Source organism: Levilactobacillus zymae (assembly GCF_032190635.1).
GTDB classification, from domain to species: domain Bacteria; phylum Bacillota; class Bacilli; order Lactobacillales; family Lactobacillaceae; genus Levilactobacillus; species Levilactobacillus zymae_A.
Genome location: NZ_JAVLAS010000001.1, coordinates 860,828 through 881,127 on the forward strand (window position 1 = coordinate 860,828; position 20,300 = coordinate 881,127).

A 20,300-nucleotide genomic window follows, 5' to 3' on the forward strand; every position below is an offset into this window, starting at 1 on the left:
ACGCCCACGACATGAGGGGATACAAGGGAGGAACCTTGAATGACATTCAAACAAGTCCTATTGGGCAGCATGGTGGCCTTAACCGCCTGGGGCCTGGGCGGGTTAACGGCGGCCGCAGACTGGACGGTTGCCAAGAATACTGCGCCCCAGGGTATTCGTTTAAGTCAGTATTTTCAGGTGGGGCAAGGACAACTAAGTACGGGATACTATAACGTGGCGAACGTGCAGGACGTTTCCGCAGACCCGGCGACGAATCCCACCCAGATGGTGGCCTTAACGGATGACTCGATCAGGGGGAAGGATAACCAGGTGGGATCGGTCTGGTCACAACCGGGTTTTGAATTCGACCTGAACCGGGATCAAACGGCGTCGATGTGGTTGTACTTCGGTAACCGGGGCTCGACCACGCCCGCCAACGACTTTGCGGGTGATGGTATGGCGTTAGTATTACAGAATGATCCCCGGGGGGCCAAGGCTATCGCCGGAAACTCAGGCGCCGACTTTCAGGGGCAAACCTTGGGGGTGTGGGGGTACGACTTCGGGACGACCGCTACGGCGGTGGCTCAATCGGCCATTCAAAACAGCTGGGCGCTGGAATTTGACTCACACCTTAACAATAGTACGGTCAAGGGTGCTAACTTTGACGCCGGGAACACCTACGACCACATTGGCTGGAATTACCCGGGGGATGCGGGGACCTACAAGATGAGTTCGGGGACGGCCGTGCTGACTCATCACGATTTAGTTCAGGGACGTAACGGTAAATGGTTGTCGGATAATCAGTGGCACCATTTAACGGTTAAATGGCACCATGCCACCGGCACCATGAATTACGCGTTTGACGATAAAGATCCCCTTACAAATGAAACCGCTACCGGAGCCACGGGGAGTGCCCAGTTGGATACCAGCAAGCTGGCGACGACAACGGGCAAGGTGATGTGGGGCTTCACGGGCTCGATTACCGCAAACAACTTCGAAAATAACGCTGTGATCTTCGAAAGCTTACCGAACCTGGTGGATAGTTCCGCTACGGCGAACGTGCAGGACTTGACCACCGGCCAGGCGGTGACTAATGGGGCGTTAATCAATGCGGGGGACCACCTCCGATATACTTACACGGCCACCTACAATCGGGACACCTCTAATCCCAATAGCAATTGGACCAACGTGACCGCTAACGTGAAGGTGCCGATGGGCTTAACCTATACGGGGGCCACCATCACGAATGGTAACCAGGTCACCAAGATTTCGGATATGAGCAACCTGACCACGAACCTGGAAGATACCTGGAAGGTCGGTCAGTTGGGACCGGATAATCCCACGGCCACGGTGACGGTGGACGCCACCATTCCCAGCACTCAGGCTGGGTTGAGCATTCGGGGCGGAACCACGAAGTTCGTGGGGACGGAATCCGTCGCCACGGCCAAGGCTAATGATTTGAAGATTAATCCGGTAACTACCGCACTCACGGTGAAACCGGACCAAACGAGTCTGGACACCGTCAAGGGCCAGGATGTACGGGTTACGGGGACGATAACCAGCACGAATTCGTTTACCAACAGCAACCTGACCATCCATCCGCGGGTGGGCGAAACGGATCTGCCGAACGTGACGTTAAGCGATCAGGATCCGCAGGGGCACTTTACGGTAACGATTCCGGCGAGTGCCTTGACCGTCGGGGGCAATACCTTGACGTTGAGCGCCTACGATACCAGTAGTCACATCTCACCGGAAGCCACCGTGACCATCAACGTGGGGGTCTTGGCCTTTGAGTCCATCTCTTCAGAAGCGGCCTTTAACGATACCACGCTAACCGGGGAGAGCCAGAACGTGGCCACCAACGGCGGATGGTTACTGAAGGTTAAGGACACGCGGGCGGTTGGCAGCCAGTGGCAATTGAATGCTCAGGTTAGTGCGCCCTTCGTGGCGTCGGACCGTAAGCTCTCGGGCGCTTTAGTCTATGAAGATACCACGGGGGATCAAAAGACGATTGGTGAGACGGCGACGCCGGTTATGACGCATACGCGCACCAATGCGGATACCGATGTGACCGACGTTGCGGGTAATTGGACCCAGGATAAGGGCCTGTTGCTCCACCTGACCGGCAATAATACGGCGGGAACCTACAGTGGCCAGATTACCTGGACGTTGCAAAATGCGCCGGCTTAACATCACGGGCTGAGCCAAGTGAACGCTCGGTTGTTTAATTGATGAAGTAGTACGTTAAAACGACAATGATTCCCGAAAGTTGGGGATCATTGTCGTTTTTGAGTGAGGTGGTGGCCCCGCTTAGTTGGCCCGGGCTGCGGGCGCTAGGGTGATAGATGATGGGGAAACTAAATTGGCCAGCAATTGATACAGCTTAAAAAGTGTAGGGTTCCGGTCGGCCTTGCGGTATATTAGGCAACGGAAGCAATGGTTGCTGGGATAAAATAATTTATTAAAACGAAGGGAGTCCGGGCAGCGTGAGAATCTGGGGAAGTTGGCGCTGGTGGGTCATGGGCATGGTAATTTTATTGGGGATCGGTCGACCGGGAGTGGTACACGGATCGGATGCCACAGAGGCGCGAGCCGATGCGCCGCAAGGGGTGGAGCTAGAGCGCTACCTGGAGATGGGCACGGCCAGCTTGCCGGGATATGCCTTTAACCGGGTCGACCCATTTCAAACGGTGACCTCGACCCAAGCTAAGCACACCCAAATGCTCTTGTTGACGGATGATTGGTACGGCAAGGCCGGACTTTTTTGGTCACGGCCCGGTTACGACTTTCATCTGGATCAGAACCAAACGCTCTCGCTGTGGCTCCACCTCGGCTATCGGGGGGCGACGGGGACCCCTGGTGAGGGCCTCGCTCTGGTCTTACAGAATGATGCCCGGGGAACGGCGGCCGGCCCCAGCGGACTGTCGATTCCCAGTGAGACCTTAGGCGTCTGGGGGGTGGACCAGAACACGGCGACGGCGGCTGCGGTGGCGCAGACGGCCATTCAAAATAGCTGGGCATTAGTGTTTGACACCCACAACAATGCGGGCTTTCCGCAAAACACTCATCCGGGGAATAACTTTGATCACCAGGTCAGGGCGAATGCTCCGGTCATCCGCTATCCCCATATCGGGACGGGAGCTCCCGGAGAACCCACCACCTATGTTCCCCAAAGCGTCACGAAACCGCACGTCCCCACCGCCTATTCTTCGGCGATTGACTATAGTAGCTTGGTCCAGGGGGACGACGCCAACTTTCTGCTGGCCAAGACCTGGTACCACCTGACGCTGAACTGGGATGCGACGACTCACCAGATGACCTACTTATTCGACGATAAGGATCCGGACACGGGAGCGGCGTTGCCGGGGATTAAACGTTCGGTGACGGTAGATCCACAGATTTTTCACAGTCCGACTCACCAAGTTCGGTGGGGAGTGACGGCGATGACGGGGGCGAACAACTCCGGTATCCGCGAGGACCATGCCGTGGTGGTCGAGCAATTACCGAACCTGGTCCAAAGCACGGCCGCAGCGGATCTGACCGATACCACCACGGGACGGACCGTCGCCCCCGGCGAGACGGTGACCGGGGGCGACGATGTGCGGTTGACCTACACCACGCACTATACGCACGGGTCATCGGACTGGACGGGACTGCAAGCAAGTCTGCGTTTGCCCCAGGGCATTGACTATGACCAGGCCAGCCTGACGATTGACGGGAAGACCACGGCCCTGTCGCTTAGCCAGCTCGCTAACGGCGCCGTGAGTTACTCACTACCGAACTTAAATCGCAACCGGTCGACGGTTCAAATCCGGTTACGTGGGCGAGTCACCAATACCGACACCACCGTTGCGGGGACCACCAGTCACTTTAAGGGTAACGAGGCCGTAGCAACGGCCAGTACCCCGGCGTTTACCGTGCAGCGACTGGTTCCCAAGTTGTGGGTGAAGCTCACCTCACCAACTGCGGTCTTGGCGACCGGACAAAGGGTGACCATCACGGGACGGGTTGGTGCAACGGCGACTCAGGCGGGGGCCGTGGGGTTAACGGTCACGCCCATCCTCAATGACGATCCGGGACAGTTGCCGGTCGTTACCCCCACGACGACCGGACAATTTACCGTGTCGGTGCCGGTGACCCAATTGCGCGGTGGCCTGAACCGGGTAACGGTGGTGGCGAGCGATGCGGCGGGCGACCGTTCGCTAGCGCAGACGGTGACCATTACCGCCGGCAAGTTGAGTTTTGGCCCGGTTTCCACCGCGGCAGCCTTTACGCCGACCACGCTAACGGGCAGTCCCCAAATGGTGGCGCCCGCCGGCAAGTGGCAGTTAGCCATTGAGGATACCCGTGCGGTGGGCAGTCGGTGGAACTTATTGGCGATCACGACACCGTTTCGTTCTGCGCAACGGTCGTTGGCCGGGCAGTTAGTCTACCAATCACCCACGGCTACTGCGGTTCCGTTAAAAGCTACTGCCAGCAATCCAATTATGACGCACAAAAAGGCGACCCCGGAGCCGGACCAGGTGGATGTGGCCGCCAGTTGGAACGCCCAGACCGGGTTGTTCCTGAAGTTGTACGGCACCAACCTACCGGGAACGTATCAGGGTATGTTGACCTGGTTACTGCAAGATGCCCCTGCCTAGCGCGAAGCCGGGCGACTAAAAGGCCAGTTGCGTAAAGGTCCAGAAGAGTTTGGCTCCGTATAAGAGGATAATGAGCCCACAAACGAGATTAATGCCTCGCAGAATCTTAGCGTTAAACCCATTTTTAAAGTGGGAAATCAACAGGGTGATCCCAGAAAACCAAATCACCGAGGCCAAGGCGACCCCGGTGATGAACGGAGCGGCGCTACTAGCGGGCATCGACACGTGAAAGGCCCCCAGTAGCATGGTGCCATCGATAATGGCTTGGGGGTTACACCAGGTCACGACAAAGGCGGTGACGATGGTTTTCCCCAACGCGGTCACCACCTCTTGGGGCGCTTGAGTGGTGGGATGGGTACGTAATAGGTTGGCCCCGATGTAGATCACGATGAGACTGCCCACTAAGAGAATCACGGCTTGCAGCCAGTGATAGCGTTGCATCAGCGCCCCGATGCCAAAAAAGCAGCTGAGCGAAAGGGCAATATCGAAGAAAATCACGATCCAGGCGGTCAATAGGGCCCGTCGTTTGGGCTGGCCCAGTGCGGAGTTGATGACGAATAGGTTTTGGAGTCCAATCGGTGCCACGTAGGCTAGCCCCATGGTGAGTCCTTGAATTAAAAAAGTCATGGTGAAGTTACCTCCCAGAATTAAGTTGCTGGGTCCCATTATAGAAAGCCGCGAAAGTCCTGTCCCCAACCAAATGACGATTGACCACCCAACCAAGTCAAAAAACGTGAACGCCCCGGTGCGGGAGGCGTTCACGTTTTATTAAAACTAATTTATGGGCGCAACGTTTTTGGATGAATTCGCCAGGTCATCACGCTACTGACCAACGGCTTATAATAGAAATGACCCTATTTTAGGGCGGTTAACCACGCTGGAATTGCGGCGGCCAGTTCCTGATAGGTGAGTTCGAATTTGTGGGTATACCAGGGATCGTCGATGGCCTGTCCCTGCCGACCGGGAAGAATGTCCAAGCAAAGCTTCACCTTAGCGGCGTCGGCGGCTGACGGGGCCAACCGTTGCAGGTTGGCGACGTTGGCGTGATCCATGGTGATGATGGTGTCGGCCCACGTAAAGTCAGCGGCGGTGATGGGTCGCGAGCGATGGTCACTAGCGTCTAGCCCGTGATGGCGCATGGCCTTTAAGGCGCCGGGATGGGGCGGGTTCCCCTCTTCTTCGGGACTAGTCGCAACGGATTTAACGGTAAACTGGGATTGCCAACCGTGCTGGTCAATCAGCTGTTGAGCGATGGCCTCGGCCATGGGGGAGCGGCAGATGTTGCCTAGACAAACGAATAAAATATGGTGCATATGGTGAACCTCCTAAAGGATTGGTAAAATTACTAGGTAGATGCTGGTGTCGCCCTACCGCGTTTGTTATGATAAGTCTAACAAATTTAATTGGAGGAGTGGTCACGATGGCTTGGATTATTGCCATTATTGTGGTGGTTTTATTAGTGATTTGGTATGTGACGCTGTACAACGGCTTCATCCAGATCCGCACCCACGTACAGGAATCGTGGAGTCAAATTGACGTGCAGCTTAAGCGACGGAACGATTTGATTCCGAATTTGATTTCCACGACGAAAGGATACGCAAATTATGAACAATCAACCTTAAAAAAGGTGGTTGAGTTACGTAATCAGTTAACGGCGGTGCCCGCCGGTGACCGGCAACAGACCATGGAGGTTTCCAACGCACTGTCCGGGACGTTACGTTCCCTGTTTGCGGTGGCGGAAAATTACCCGGATCTGAAGGCCAATACGCAGTTTTCCCAATTAATGGAAGAGTTAACGAATACGGAAAACAAAATTGCCTACTCGCGGCAGTTGTATAACAGTACCGTGGCCAACCTGAACATGAAGGTTCAATCCTTCCCCAGCAACTTGGTGGCGAACATTCACCACTTCAAGCAAGAGGCGTACTTACAGGTTCCAGAAGAAGAAAAAGCGGCGCCAAAAGTGAACTTTGACGACTTTGGCAACGATAATAAGTAGGCGATTCTATGCTGTATGAACAAATTGCCATGAATAAACGACGAACCGGCTATGTGATGGTTGGTTTTACGCTATTAGTCGTGGCGTTAGGTGCGGCGTTGGGCGACGTGTTTGCCGGTAATTGGCTGGTTGGTTGTCTGTGGGCGCTGGTCGTGACGGCCGTGTACATGTTGATCATGATTAGTAACTCGACCAACGTGGTCATGAGCTTGAATAATGCGCGGGAGATTAAGCATGAAGATCAGGCCCCCCAACTCTGGCACCTGATCGAAGACATGGCGCTGGTGGGCCGCGTACCGATGCCACGCGTCTTTATCATTGATGATGCTAGTCCCAACGCGTTTGCGACGGGGAATAGTCCTGAACATTCCGCCGTAGCGGTGACCACGGGGTTACTGACCCGGTTGAATCGTGAGGAACTGGAAGGCGTGATTGGTCACGAGATTTCACACGTCCGGAATTATGATATCCGCCTGCAAACCATTGCCCTAGCCTTGTCAGCGGCCATTAGCTTCTTGGTGAACCTCGCCAGTCATCTGATGTGGTTCGGCGGGGGACGCGATGATGACGACCGGGACTCGGCCGGTGGCGCCATTGCGATGGTGGTTTCCATCTTGCTGATTTTCTTGGCACCGTTGGCGGCCAGTATTGCGCAGATGGCCTTATCACGTAATCGAGAATATCTGGCCGACGCCTCTAGCGTGGAACTGACGCGAAATCCGCAGGGCCTGATTTCGGCGCTGGAGAAGATTGACGATAGCGAACCGATGCAGGAGGCGGACCCCAGCAGTGCGGCAATGTACATTGGCGATCCGTTTAAAAATAAGCGCAAAATGACGGATTTATTCGCAACGCATCCGCCGATTGCCGATCGAATCGCCCGGCTCGAAAAAATGTAGAAAAACTCACCGAATCGGCGTCGTTTCGGTGTACAATGGGAAGGGAATTTTAGTAGAAAGAGTGTAAAGCGCATGCGTGGAAATTTTGTCTATCTCAGTTTAGAACCCGTTACCAACATGGTTTACTCGTTAGGGGTATCGCCCGCTGATTTTTTAAACGGGGTTCCCGAGGTTCCCAATCAGCTCCTGTTGCTCAATGCGGAGGCTGGGACCGACGTCACGTTGAACCCGCACACGCGTTTTCAGACCATTGCGGGCCAGGCCCAGGTGCGGCGTTATTTACTCGCCAAGCACACGGCCGCGGTCAAGTGGCTCGATTACGTTCACGCGGATGACTTGGACTTTTTACTCCCATCAGAAATTGCGGAACTCTTGTACCTGGGGCACATGGAGACTCATTTACGCACGCCGTTTTACGCTAAGCTGCAAAACGACTATGCGTTCCTAACCCTGCGTGATGGGTTCTACAAAATTTATTACCGGCAGCTGGGTAACTTCAACCACGTGTTGGACGTGAGCATTAAGCGGCACCTGCGGGCGATGCACAACAACCGCTGGGTGTTTGCCCGACCATTAGCCATCAGCGACGTCCCTCACGAGATCTTGTTACAGCTGACAGAGGGACTGATGGATGGTGCGGTGATTGCGTTTGATCAATTGGTGGAACGGCACCGGGTGTACATGATTCCGGTCCGGGCCATTCACCATCCCGAACACCAAGCGACTTGGCACACGCAAGAAGAGGTGTATGCCGATTCTAAAGAGGTCGCGAGTTTACGGTATGACTTAACCACCCGTGAATGGGCGTTGACGATTCACGACAACCAAGAATTTAGCGAGGTTGCCGATCTAATCTAAGCACGAGAGCTCCCGCACGAAAAATCGTGACGGGGGTTTTTCTTTTGGCCCATAGTGGTTTCTTCGGTGGCCGGCCGAACCGCTTGGGGGCGTAGTGCTGGGTTGAGGGTTACTTGCGTGCCTGATTGAATTGCGGTTCGACCAATCGGGCTTTTTAAATTTCCTCCCCGTGATTCATGGTATAATGGGAGTCAGAATTTTATCCCGGACCAGATGAGCCCGAGAAAGCTAATGACGGGTGGCGGCAGTGCCACGCGAAAATGGGAGTTAGACAAAAAATGAAGATGCAACTTGCGGAAATTGCCCATGCAGTCGGGGCAATCAATGATTACGAACAGTGGGCGAGCGTCAACGTGACCAGCGTGGCGTTTGATAGTCGGCACCTGCAACCCGGGGGCCTCTTTATCCCATTGACCGGAGAACAAGACGGTCACCAGTTTATCCAATCGGCGATTGATCACGGTGCGGTGGCAACCCTGTGGGCTCAAGACTTAGCTAAGGCCCCAGCCGATTTCCCCGTAATTCAAGTCGAAAACTCGCTGACCGCCTTACAAACGTTGGCCCGCTATTACCTGACCAAGATCAACCCCCGGGTGGTGGCCATTACCGGGAGCAACGGGAAGACCACGACTAAGGATATGATTGCGGCCCTCTTAAGCACGCAATTCAACGTGACCAAGACCTACGCTAATTTCAATAACGAAATCGGGGTGCCGATGACGGTGCTCTCCATGGAGCCCAACACCGAAATGTTGGTGGTTGAAATGGGGATGGACCGGCCCGGACAACTGGACTTCTTGAGTAAGTTGGTCACACCGGACGTGGCCGTGATTACCATGATTGGGGAAGCACACATCGAGTTCTTCGGTACCCGTGATAAGATTGCGGACGCCAAGTTTGAGATTACCCACGGATTGAGTGGCGACGGGTTCTTCGTCTATGACGGCGACGAGCCGTTGTTGCGGCAGCGCGTGGGCGACCTGGCTCAACAACAGGTAACCTTTGGTCGACAAACCACTAACGACCTGTACGCGACCGCCGTCACGGACACACCGACTAGTACCAGCTTTACCACCAACAAGTGGCCCGAGGTCCATTTCACGGTACCAATGATTGGTGATTACAACGTCAACAATGCCTTGGCCGCCTTAGCGGTCGCCGATCTGTACCGGATTCGCCCCGAAAATGCGCAAAAAGCCTTACAAACGGTGCCGCTAACCAAGAATCGGGCCGAATGGGTCACCGGCGCTCAGGGCGAAAGTCTGCTGAGCGACGTGTACAATTCTAATCCCACGGCGGTCCGCGAGGTGTTACATGCCTTTGGCCAAACACTGGTCAAGGGCCGCCGCCTAGTGGTCTTAGGCGATATGTTAGAGTTGGGCGCTCAGTCCGCCGAACTGCACGCCGGCTTAGCGAGCGCTTTAGATCCGACCAAGTTCGCTCACGTTTATCTGGTGGGCCCGCAAATGAAGGCGTTGCAGGCGGCCCTAGCCACCACGGCCCCAGAACTACCCGTCACGCATTTTGCGAGTGACGACTTAGCCGGTGTGACGGCGGCATTACAAGCCACCATCACGGCCGACGATCAAGTATTGTTAAAGGGGTCGCACGGCATTCACCTTGAAAACGTGTTGGCGCAGCTAATGCCGACCGAAAAAAACTGAAAATAGTTTAAATGTAAGCAATTTCCGGGAGTCTTGGAAGTTGCTTATTTTAATCCGGCGTTGTATGATGGGTGAGTTGTAAAATTTAAGAACCGAACTTACTCCGCTCTAGCCAATTGTTAGCCGCTTCACGGGAAACGGATTTTTTCCAAGACGAACAAGGCACTAGGGTGACGTACTCATTATTAGGAGGAAATTATACTTGAAGTTTAAAGAACTGGGTCTTTCCGAGGACCTACTGAAAGCTGTTACTGATGCAGGTTACGAAGAAGCGACCCCAATTCAAGCCGAAACCATCCCCATGGTCTTGGCTGGCCAAGATGTGATTGGCCAAGCCCAAACCGGGACTGGTAAAACGGCAGCCTTCGCACTCCCCATTCTGGAAAAGATTGATAAAAACAATCCAAACGTCCAGGCCTTGGTGGTTTCCCCAACGCGGGAACTAGCCATCCAGACGCAAGAAGAAATCTATAAATTAGGCCGTAACGAACGGGCCAACGTCCAAGTCGTTTACGGTGGGGCAGATATTCGGCGGCAAATCAAGAGCTTAAAGAACCATCCCCAAGTCGTTGTCGGGACGCCTGGTCGGTTATTAGACCACATCCGGCGGCGGACGCTGAAGCTGGACCACGTTCAAATGTTGGTGTTAGATGAAGCCGACGAAATGTTGAACATGGGCTTCTTGGACGACATTGAAGACATTATCAAGCAATTGCCAGAAGAACGGCAAACCATGCTGTTCTCGGCTACCATGCCACCCGAAATCAAGCGGGTCGGGGTGCAATTCATGCAAGACCCGAAGCACGTGAAGATCAAGGCCAAGGAATTGACCACGGATCTGATCGATCAATACTACGTGCGGTCCCGAGACTTTGAAAAGTTTGACGTGATGACGCGCTTCTTTGACGTGCAAGACCCAGACTTGACCATCGTCTTTACGCGGACTAAGCGCCGGGTCGACGAAATTTCCAACGGGTTACAAGCCCGCGGGTATAACGCTGCCGGAATTCACGGGGACTTGACGCAAAAGCGCCGGACCCAGATCATGAACGAATTCCGTCACGGAAAGTTGGACATCTTGGTGGCAACCGACGTGGCTGCCCGGGGGATCGATATCAACGACGTGACCCACGTGTACAACTACGATATTCCGCAAGATCCCGATAGTTACGTTCACCGGGTCGGCCGGACGGGCCGTGCCGGGAAGCACGGGGTTTCTATGACCTTCGTGACGCCGAACGAAATGGGTTACTTACGCGAAATCGAAAAGTTGACCAAGGTGCGGATGCTGCCTCTGAAGCCACCTTCGGCCGAAGAAGCCTTTGTGGGTCAATTAGGTGTGGCTAAGGAAGCCGTTTCTGATCTGATCAACAAGACGGATACTGAGAAGTACGCGGACGCAGCGAAGAGTCTATTGGACGAGTACGATGCTGAAGACTTAGCGGCGGCGTTATTAAACGCGGTCACCAAGGACGACAACAGCCAGGTACCCGTTAAGATTACGCCAGAACGGCCGTTGCCTAAGCGCGGCGGCAAGCGTCACGGCAGCGGTGGTGGTTATCATCGTGGTGGCGGTTACCATCGTGGTGGTAACGGCGGACACCGTGGCGGTGGCGAACACCGGCACTATGACCGGAACCGGCGGAGCGGGAACGACCGCAACGATCGAAACCGGGGTGGCAACCGGGATCGGCGCAACAACGGTGGTCGGCGTTCCGAAAGGGCCAAGCACGGCTTCACGATTCGGAAAAAAGATTAGTTTCATTTAAAAGAGAATGATTAGGGAATCCCGCATTGGCGTTAGGCTGATGCGGGATTTTTTTACGCGTCTAACTGGAATGGAACGGTCCCGGAGTTGAGCCAACCAAACATGGCTTTCGCCGTATGAATTGTTTTTCTAGCCGGCAACGCTAGTCATGATGAAGCTAAGACGTAAAAACAGGTATATTTAAAAAAGTTCTCCCGTTTAGCAGGTGACGCCATAATGTGTCGTGGCACTATGCTACACTTGGCACATTACTTACAAAAAGGGGAATTATCAGCATGAAGAACAGTTTGATTAAGAAAATTGCCGTGAGCGGTGCCGTAGTCGTCGGCATGTTCGCCTTTGGTGGTGCCACGCCGGCCAGTGCCAGTATTCTGGCTACGCCCTATACCGGTCATTTTACGTCGCGTACAGTCACCTATCATATCAACTCGTCATCTAAACACTGGCAAAAGGTTTGGACAAAGGCCATACATAAACTTAACAACAATGGCACTGTTAAGTTAAAGGCCACTTCGAAGAAAAAGGCCAAAATGACGCTGACCACCGTTGCAAAGCTTAAAGGTAATAGTCCTTGGGACGTTTCATGGAATGGGAAAGAAAAGAATGGGTTAGGCATTTATAGGCATGCAAGCTTAAAGCTAAATCGCAAAGTTTGCGTCAAAAAAGCTTATTTTGAAAAAAGTAATAAGACCGTTGGTGGGAAGACCATGGAGACCATCAATGCAATGGGCGTGATTGCGGTCGGATTAGGTCTTGACCAAAACACCGCTGGAAATGATAGTTTTGTGAATGGGTTTGGGTGGTGGCACAGTAATTTAACGAAGGCCGATAAATTAGGCTTGGCGAAAGCCTACGCGAACGTGAAGTAAGCAAACATCAACTATAGCGGATCGAAAGGGTTGCCGAAGTGGGCAACCCTTTTTTGCTACGGTCACCGGGCTGCACCCAAACAAAAACTCACCCAACGGTAAGTTAGGTGAGTCGAAGGTCATAACTTTAGTTTTCAGACGATGCAGCGTGGTCGTTGGCCGCTTGGACGAAGGCCTGGTAGGCCATTTCCTCGTCAGTCGGCCGCACGGTGATTTGGTTTAAAACGGCGTGGTGCAAATCGGCTTCGGGTAGGTCAAGCTTAGCGGTAAACGTCGCGTTGCCAATCAAGTGGAGTTGGCTAGTCGCCGCCGTCGCGCCTAACACCACGCGAACCTGAACTGAACCGCCCGGATTCCGGACCGTAATGGGGTGGGCCGGATCAAACTGGTCGGTAAATTGACGGGCGAAGGCCAGACTGGTGGCCGACATTCCCGTCCCGCAGGCGTTAGTGAAACCCACGCCACGTTCGTAGGTCTGCACGAAGAGTTGGTTGGGCCCCTCGATGACCGCGAAGCTCACGTTGACCCCTTCGGTAAAGTAGGGGTTAGTCGCGTTTAAGCCCTGACCGAGTTGGCCGAGGTCGGCCTGATCGATCTGGTCGACGAAGCTGATCAAGTGCGGGTTGGGCACGGCAATGGCCGTAAAACGCTGCTCCGGGAGAAACTCGGGGACTAACTGATTGTCGAGCACCGGTTGGTCATGGTAGTGTAGGGGCAAGTCCTGAGCTGCCATGGAAATCGGCGCAATTTGCACGCTGTAGGCCGGAACTTTCGGCGCCAGGGCCGGGGCTTGCTCAACGGCTAAGTCCATGAACGGGGTGGCCACCTTAAACTTGGTTTGGTGGAACTTTTCGGCCAGGTAACGTGTGACGGTCCGTAAACCGTTGCCACACATCTTGGCTTCGGAACCGTCGGCATTGATGATGCGCATCTCTCCGAGACAATCGGGATGGTCGGTGGTATTCACCACCAGAACGCCATCGGCACCACCTAAGACGTGGTGGTCGGAGTCACAGAGTTGAATGGCCAACTGGCTTAATTCACCGTCGTTTAACGGGTTTTCTAGGAGTGTCTGGTCCAGGATGAAGAATTGATTTTCGGAGCCGTGAGCTTTCGTTAGGGTACTCATGAATTAGTCACCTCGCTGGGTTGAAAGAAGGTCTGGTAAATGTAACGAACGGCATTGTCGGCGTCCTTAGATTGCACCCCGAGCATGATGGAGATCTGTGAAGCCCCTTGGTTAATCATGTGGATGGCAATGTTGTTTTGAGTCAGGGCGTCGATCACCTTACTAATGGTGTCAATATTGTGTGCGATACCTTCGCCGACGACCATGATAATGGCGTAGTCGTCGATCCACTCGAGGTAGTCGGGGTCCAACGTTTTATGCACATCATTGCATAGCGCCTTAATGGTCGCATTATCGAGCTTGGAGCGGTCAAAAATCACCGTCAGGTCATCGATCCCGGTAGGCATGTGGTCGTAAGAAATGTTATAGCGTTTGAAAATTTGTAACAGCTTCAGGGTGAAGCCAACTTCCTTGTTGAGCAGGTAGCGGTGTAAGTACAACGCGGAGAACCGGCGGGAACTGGCAATCCCCGTGATGGGGGTCGCCGGATTGAACACGAATTGAGACGGCACAATTAAGGTTCCGGGGGCGCTGGGATTATTCGTATTTTTAACGTTGACCGGAATCTGACCCTGCACCGCCGGGATGATGGCCTCGTCTTGGAAGACCGAGAAGCCGGCGTACGAGAGTTCTCGCATTTCCCGGTAGGACATCTTCTGGATAATGGCCGGATGGTCAACCACGTGGTTATTGGCCGCGTAGATGGCGTCGACGTCGGTAAAGTTTTCGTAGAGGTCGGCGTTCATCCCCCGACTAAGGATGGACCCGGTGATGTCGGAACCACCGCGGGCGAACGTGTAGATATCGCCGTCCGGGGTGTAACCGAAGAACCCCGGGAAGACCAGCCGGGCGTTGTGGGGCTTAATCTGCGCCAGGTTAGCGTAGGTCGAAGACAAAACGTCGGCATCGTTGGGATGACCGGTTACTAAGATGCCCGCGACCCGTGGATCGACGAACTTAGCGGGAATTCCTTGGTGGTTCAGCACGGCGGCAATCAGAATGGCGTTTAGCAGTTCACCGTGGGCTTTGAAGGCCGCCAGCAGGTGTTCGTCGTCGGCAAACTTAGTGGTGGCGAGGGCCGCTAACTTTTTGTTGATGAGGGTTAGGGTGTCGTCGGGTAATTGGAAATAGTCACTAATCTCCTGGTACCGTTGACTAATCGCCGTTACCGTCGCTTGAAAGTCGGCGCCTTGTTGCACCTGAGTGGCGTATTGAATGAGGAGATCGGTCACCTTAATGTCCTTGTCGAATCGTTTACCAGGCGCCGAGGTGACGACCACTTGACGATCCGAATCAGCTTGAATAATGTTAATCACTTTGTTGACCTGTTGACCGGTAGCTAGGGAACTGCCACCAAACTTAACAACTTTCACATTTATCACCTCAAAGAGTTAAAAGACGCTCACGTGTTTTTAATGACGACTTTATCAGTTTTCGAAATTAAATCAAGCCGAAAATTCTAATTTTGATTCGTAAAGTTGGAAAACATTTGAAAAAATGATGAGAGTCCTTGACGAATTATGAGGACTGTTATAATCTAAAATACAATTGAATTTTAGAGGTTGCGACCAACATAAGTACCTTCGTGAGTTCCTGTATGAACGATGAACGGGGGAAAAGGGGCGGTTGCCGAAGCGCTAGGACATACAGGGTCTAGTAAGCTGGGACGGGTGACTAAGAGGACCCGAACTGTCGTAGCAAAAATGTCGGCTACGGGGTGCTTACGACGATAGAAGATTTAAACTTCTGTTTTTTTAGGGAGGGGTCTCTTTGTTTACGTGAGCAAACAAAGGGATCCTTTTTTCGTCCCCGAGCTCAGGTGAAAGGTAGGAGCAGCGTATGAAGAATCCAGACTTAACCGCGAATGCTGCGGGACATTTAATGATCGGTGGGGTGGACACGGTCGACTTAGCCCACGACTTCGGAACGCCACTGGTGGTGTACGACGTTGCGGCGATTAAACAACAAATCCAGGCCTTTCGGGACAGCTTAGTGGCCAACGGGCTTCGCTATCAGATTAGTTATGCTAGCAAGGCCTTCGCCACGGTCGCGATGTATCAGTTGGTCAACCAAGCCGGAATTCACACGGACGTGGTATCCGGGGGTGAACTTTACACGGCCCTTCAGGCGGGCTTGCCGGCCAGCCGGATCAGCTTTCATGGGAACAACAAATCTCGTGCCGAGTTGGAAATGGCGGTGGATCACCACATTGGGGTCATCATCTTAGATAACTTTTATGAGATCCAACTGTTACACGAGATCCTCTTGGAAAAGAACACGAACGTCGACGTGATGCTCCGGTTGACGCCGGGGATTTCGGCGCACACCCACAAGTATATCCAGACGGGGCAGGTTGACAGTAAGTTCGGGTTTGACGTAGATTCCGGGCAGGCCGATCAAGCGGTCCAGGAAGTTTTGAACATCGAGCAGATGCACTTGATTGGCATTCACGCCCACATCGGGTCGCAGATTTTTGGTCCCGAAGGGTTTGAAATGTTGGTCAACAAGCTGGTGGACATTTCCGCCGATTGGCGGGCGAAGTTCCACTACGTGCCCCAGATTTTAAACCTGGGTGGGGGCTTTGGTATTCGTTACACGGCGGATGACCATCCCCTGGGCCCCGAGACGTTCATCGATGACATTGCGGCGACCTTGAAAAAGCGGATCGCCCAACGGCAACTCGAGTTACCGGAGATTTGGATTGAACCGGGTCGGTCGATTGTGGGGCCGGCTGGGTATAACCTTTACACGGTGGGGGCCCGCAAGGATATTCCAGAACTGACCTCATACGTGGCGGTTGATGGGGGGATGGGCGACAATATTCGCCCAGCACTCTACCAAGCTAAGTACGATGCCGTGTGTGCCAATCATTTAAACGCCCCCACGGTGGAACCCGTGCACTTGGCGGGAAAGTACTGTGAGTCCGGCGATATTCTGATCGATCAGGCCGCACTCCCGGCCGTGGTGCCAGGCGATCTGGTGGCGCTATTGGCAACGGGTGCCTACGGGTACTCGATGGCGTCGAACTATAACCGTAATCCCCGGCCCGCCGTGGTTTTCGTCGAGAACGGTCAGGCTAAATGTGTGGTTCAGCGGGAAAGTTACGCGGACTTGACGCGTTTAGATCAATCATACCTATAGATAGGAGAGAATGAGATGCAAAAATTAAGTGCTGAAGAAATTATTGCCTACATTGGAAACGCCCAGAAGGTTACGCCGGTTAAGGTTACCTTGAAAGGCCACTTGACCGCCGCCGATATTCCGGCGGATGTCCAGAGCTTCTTGACGGCGGATTTTGCCATTCTCTACGGTGATTACCGGGCCATTGCACCGCTTTTAGCCGGGAAAGACGCGGCCGACTACCATTTAGAAGTGACCGCCCAAAACTCCGCGGTGCCGTTACTACCGATTGAGCACGTGAATGCCCGCATCGAACCGGGCGCCATTATTCGTGACCAGGTCACGATTGGTGACAATGCCGTCATCATGATGGGGGCCGTTATCAATATCGGTGCCGAGATTGGGGAAGGGACCATGATTGATATGGGTGCCGTTTTAGGGGGACGAGCCACGGTGGGCCAGAACTCCCACATCGGCGCTAATGCCGTCCTAGCGGGAGTGGTCGAACCCGCCTCCGCTAAGCCGGTCACCATCGGCAACAATGTGACGGTGGGGGCCAACGCGGTGGTTCTAGAAGGCGTCGAGGTCGGCGATAACGCCGTGGTGGGTGCCGGTGCCGTGGTGACCAAAGACGTGGCCCCTAACGCCGTGGTAGCGGGGGTTCCTGCCCGGATCTTGAAGATTAAAGATCAGCAGACCGTTGATAAGACCCACATTGAACAGGACTTACGCCGCCTATGACCCTAACAGCAGACCAACTCATTCAGATTCGCCGGCACCTTCATCAGATTCCGGAGCTGGCGTTACACGAAACGCAAACGCACGCCTATTTAAAGGAAGTTATCGCGGCCTTGCCCCAGACTTACCTGACCGTGCACGAAGATTCACGATTGCCCACGGCCCTATTGGTGCGCGTCACCGGCAGCCGGCCGCAACGGACCATCGGGTACCGGACCGACATCGATGCCTTACCGGTCAGTGAGCCGGCCGACCACGCGGTGCGGTCACAACACCCCGGGGTGATGCACGCCTGCGGGCACGATATCCACATGAGCGTTGCCCTGGGAATTCTGAGTTACTTTGCGACGCATCAGCCCCAGGATAACCTGGTATTTTTCTTCCAGCCCGCCGAGGAAAGCGAGAGTGGTGGGAAACGGGCCTACGATTTGGGCCTGTTAACCGGGGACTACCACGTTGACGAATTCTACGGCTTACACGACAATCCCGACCTACCTACGGGGACGATCGGGTGTCGTAACGGGACGTTATTTGGGCTCTTTGTCAAATCCTGTTGATAGATGAATTTGGGACACTGTTAGAAGTTATGCAACTTCTAACAGTGTCTTTTTGTTTGGTTTGGTTCTCATTTGTTGTAATTTAACTCTTGAAACTAAGTGGTGATAATTTCGGAAACCGAAGGCAGTTCTTTGAATTTGCTTAATCATTCTATTGATCCCTTCAATTGGACCATTAGAATACTTTGATTCACTGGCATTGAGGACTATTTCAAGATTCTTTTTAAATGTGGTTAAAACATCTTTCATTTGCGAGCTAAGCTTATCGTTGTTATATAAATATTGAACAAGACCATCTTTGTCGTGATTTTTAAGACATATCATAATGCCTTGCATGGCGTTATAAGTATTTAACAGTCTTTCATCAACATCTAGACCTAACTGAACTCTTTCGAGTTGAGTTACTTGTTTCCTAAGGTGTCGATCGAAAAATGTTTTTTTAATCTCAAGCTCATCGAAGTGTTTTAAATAAAGTTTCCAGGAGAATTTAAGCATCCGATATTCCTTGGATTGTTTCTTGTATTCTTTCATAATTTGAACGCGACTTTGGTTAAAAGATCTAGTCATCATCGCAACAATATGAAAACGATCGACAATTATTTTGGCATTTGGAAATACCAATCTGGCGATATCTTGATAGTAACTATTAAGGTCCAGAGAAACTGTCTTTACTTGCTTTCTAGCGGTGCTGTCAAACTTATTAAAGTAATCAATAATAGTTTGTTTAAAGCGATCCGGTAGGATCTGTTGAATTTCATGATCACCATCACCGTTAATACAAAGAAAGTGGAAATCGCCGCCAACACCACGAAATTCATCCATAGATAAGTGCTCAGGTAAAGAATGATAATTTCTCCGAAATAGATCATCATAGTTGTCTAAATAGCGACAAACGGTACTGGGAGAAACACTATTATCTAAAGCAATACTAGTCTGAGTACGATCATCCTGAAGATGCATGAATATTTTTTGTCTGGTAGCTTTGGAAATATTACAATACTTATTGACGAGGTCTGTTGTTGCCATTACCGAGTTTCCACAATTTTTACAGATTAATCGTTCTTTATGAAGTTCAAGATAGACGGGCTCACTAGCGTTGGCCGACGGATATGAAACGCGTGACACATAGTGTCCGTTATGACTAAAGTTTTCAAAACCACATTGAGGACACCTTGTATAAGTGGCTTTTACATTGGCAACATAGACTTTAGCAGGTTTTGATTTTATGAATTGATGCTTATAACTGAAAAAAATAACATTTGGGTCTTTAATACTGAGTGAAAATTTTATATTATTATCTATAGGGTTCATGGTTTCTCACATCCTTTGATGATGCTGTAGTGGGTGGATTTTTTTGTGTGTGGGGACCTGTGGGCCTCTTTTTTTTTCAAAAAAATCCTGTTAATAGATTACCACATTGGTAGTTCATCAACAGGAAAAAGTATAGAGCCGTTATTTGCCGGGACCACGGAGGTCAACTTGACCATTCACGGCAAGAGCGGCCATGCGGCTTTCCCCCACGAGGCGACCGATGCCGTGGTGATTGCCGCCGCGTTAATCCTGCAGCTGCAGACCATTATTTCACGGGATATTGACCCTACGCGCTGTGGGGTAATCACGTTTGGTAAGGTCACGGCCGGGACAATTCGCAACGTGATTGCCGGTGAAGCTAGGCTCGAAGGGACGATTCGCGGGTTGACACAAGAGATGCTCTTACGGATCCGCCAACGGGTCCAAGAGGTTGCTAACGGGGTGGCCGCCAGCTATAACGCGACCATCGACGTCGACTTTAACCAGGGCGGATATTACCCCGTCGAAAACAATCCGGAACTGACGCAACGGTTTATCGATTATATGCAACGGGCACCACAAGTGGCCTTTCAGGAGACCCGGCCAGCCATGACGGGCGAGGACTTTGGCTACTTGTTAGCCCAGATTCCGGGAACCATGTTCTGGTTGGGCGTGGATAGTCCCGGGGCGCTGCACGCCGCGACCTTTGTGCCGCACGAAGCGGCGATCATGGCGGGTGTCACGGCGATGACCGGATTCTTAGAAGCACGAATGCAAGCTTAAAAAG

General features: G+C 52.8%; 15 protein-coding genes, 2 pseudogenes and 1 riboswitch. Of the genes and pseudogenes, 12 read left to right on the forward strand and 5 right to left on the reverse strand.

From position 1 onward, the window contains the following. The first annotated feature begins 39 nt into the window (after positions 1-39). Positions 40-2,169 carry a hypothetical protein gene (locus tag RI501_RS03815; protein WP_313820435.1) on the forward strand — a complete coding sequence of 710 codons (2,130 nt, stop codon included), beginning with the start codon at positions 40-42 and terminating at the stop codon, positions 2,167-2,169. 296 nt (positions 2,170-2,465) lie between these two features. Continuing rightward, entirely contained in the window at positions 2,466-4,622 is a 2,157-nt protein-coding gene (locus tag RI501_RS03820; RefSeq protein WP_313820436.1) for a hypothetical protein, read from the forward strand. Between the two features lie 15 nt (positions 4,623-4,637). Here RI501_RS03820 and RI501_RS03825 read toward each other — a convergent pair whose 3' ends face one another. Together RI501_RS03825 and RI501_RS03830 are read right to left on the reverse strand one after the other, a co-directional pair. Continuing rightward, entirely contained in the window at positions 4,638-5,249 is a 612-nt protein-coding gene (locus tag RI501_RS03825; RefSeq protein WP_313820437.1) for a LysE/ArgO family amino acid transporter, read from the reverse strand. 227 nt (positions 5,250-5,476) lie between these two features. Further along, positions 5,477-5,935 carry a low molecular weight protein-tyrosine-phosphatase gene (locus RI501_RS03830; RefSeq protein WP_313820438.1) on the reverse strand — a complete coding sequence of 153 codons (459 nt, stop codon included), beginning with the start codon at positions 5,933-5,935 and terminating at the stop codon, positions 5,477-5,479. Between the two features lie 107 nt (positions 5,936-6,042). On the opposite strand from RI501_RS03830, the gene RI501_RS03835 reads away from it, so the two are divergent. The 6 genes from RI501_RS03835 (at position 6,043) to RI501_RS03860 (ending at position 12,679) form a co-directional block, all read left to right on the forward strand. Further along, entirely contained in the window at positions 6,043-6,621 is a 579-nt protein-coding gene (locus RI501_RS03835) for a LemA family protein (protein ID WP_313820439.1), read from the forward strand. An 8-nt stretch (positions 6,622-6,629) separates the two neighbouring features. Further along, positions 6,630-7,520, forward strand: a complete 891-nt coding sequence (htpX, locus tag RI501_RS03840) for a zinc metalloprotease HtpX (protein WP_313820440.1) — start codon at positions 6,630-6,632, stop codon at positions 7,518-7,520. 72 nt (positions 7,521-7,592) lie between these two features. After that, the gene (locus RI501_RS03845; protein WP_313820441.1) at positions 7,593-8,378 is read left to right on the forward strand and encodes a hypothetical protein; all 786 of its coding nucleotides are present in this window, start codon (positions 7,593-7,595) and stop codon (positions 8,376-8,378) included. 278 nt (positions 8,379-8,656) lie between these two features. Then, positions 8,657-10,042, forward strand: a complete 1,386-nt coding sequence (locus RI501_RS03850) for a UDP-N-acetylmuramoyl-tripeptide--D-alanyl-D-alanine ligase (RefSeq protein WP_313820442.1) — start codon at positions 8,657-8,659, stop codon at positions 10,040-10,042. A gap of 202 nt (positions 10,043-10,244) precedes the next feature. Then, positions 10,245-11,801: a DEAD/DEAH box helicase gene (locus RI501_RS03855; protein ID WP_313820443.1), complete on the forward strand. Its 1,557-nt coding sequence runs from the start codon at positions 10,245-10,247 to the stop codon at positions 11,799-11,801. 284 nt (positions 11,802-12,085) lie between these two features. Next, complete coding sequence (locus tag RI501_RS03860; protein ID WP_313820444.1) at positions 12,086-12,679, forward strand: hypothetical protein; 594 nt, start codon at positions 12,086-12,088, stop codon at positions 12,677-12,679. A gap of 127 nt (positions 12,680-12,806) precedes the next feature. Here RI501_RS03860 and dapF read toward each other — a convergent pair whose 3' ends face one another. After that, positions 12,807-13,808 carry a diaminopimelate epimerase gene (gene dapF, locus RI501_RS03865; protein WP_313820445.1) on the reverse strand — a complete coding sequence of 334 codons (1,002 nt, stop codon included), beginning with the start codon at positions 13,806-13,808 and terminating at the stop codon, positions 12,807-12,809. Then, complete coding sequence (locus RI501_RS03870) at positions 13,805-15,181, reverse strand: aspartate kinase (RefSeq protein ID WP_313820446.1); 1,377 nt, start codon at positions 15,179-15,181, stop codon at positions 13,805-13,807. The genes dapF and RI501_RS03870 overlap by 4 nt, the downstream gene beginning before the upstream one ends. 175 nt (positions 15,182-15,356) lie before the next feature. Beyond that, positions 15,357-15,539, forward strand: a riboswitch (Lysine riboswitch). 108 nt (positions 15,540-15,647) lie between these two features. On the opposite strand from RI501_RS03870, the gene lysA reads away from it, so the two are divergent. The 3 genes and pseudogenes from lysA to RI501_RS03885 all read left to right on the forward strand — a co-directional run. Beyond that, a complete protein-coding gene (lysA, locus tag RI501_RS03875) occupies positions 15,648-16,949 on the forward strand; it encodes a diaminopimelate decarboxylase (RefSeq protein ID WP_313820447.1) in 1,302 nt (433 codons plus the stop codon). Positions 16,950-16,964: 15 nt separating this feature from the next. Next, positions 16,965-17,669: a 2,3,4,5-tetrahydropyridine-2,6-dicarboxylate N-acetyltransferase gene (gene dapD, locus RI501_RS03880; RefSeq protein WP_313820448.1), complete on the forward strand. Its 705-nt coding sequence runs from the start codon at positions 16,965-16,967 to the stop codon at positions 17,667-17,669. Further along, positions 17,666-18,199, forward strand: a pseudogene (locus tag RI501_RS03885) (M20/M25/M40 family metallo-hydrolase); the annotation flags it as partial. The gene dapD and the pseudogene RI501_RS03885, both read left to right, overlap by 4 nt. Positions 18,200-18,250: 51 nt before the next feature. Here the strand turns inward: RI501_RS03885 and RI501_RS03890 are convergent. Continuing rightward, positions 18,251-19,534: an ISL3 family transposase gene (locus RI501_RS03890; protein WP_010620868.1), complete on the reverse strand. Its 1,284-nt coding sequence runs from the start codon at positions 19,532-19,534 to the stop codon at positions 18,251-18,253. A gap of 138 nt (positions 19,535-19,672) precedes the next feature. Here RI501_RS03890 and RI501_RS03895 point away from each other — a divergent pair. Next, a pseudogene (locus tag RI501_RS03895) lies at positions 19,673-20,296 on the forward strand (M20/M25/M40 family metallo-hydrolase); the annotation flags it as partial. Positions 20,297-20,300: the final 4 nt, after the last annotated feature.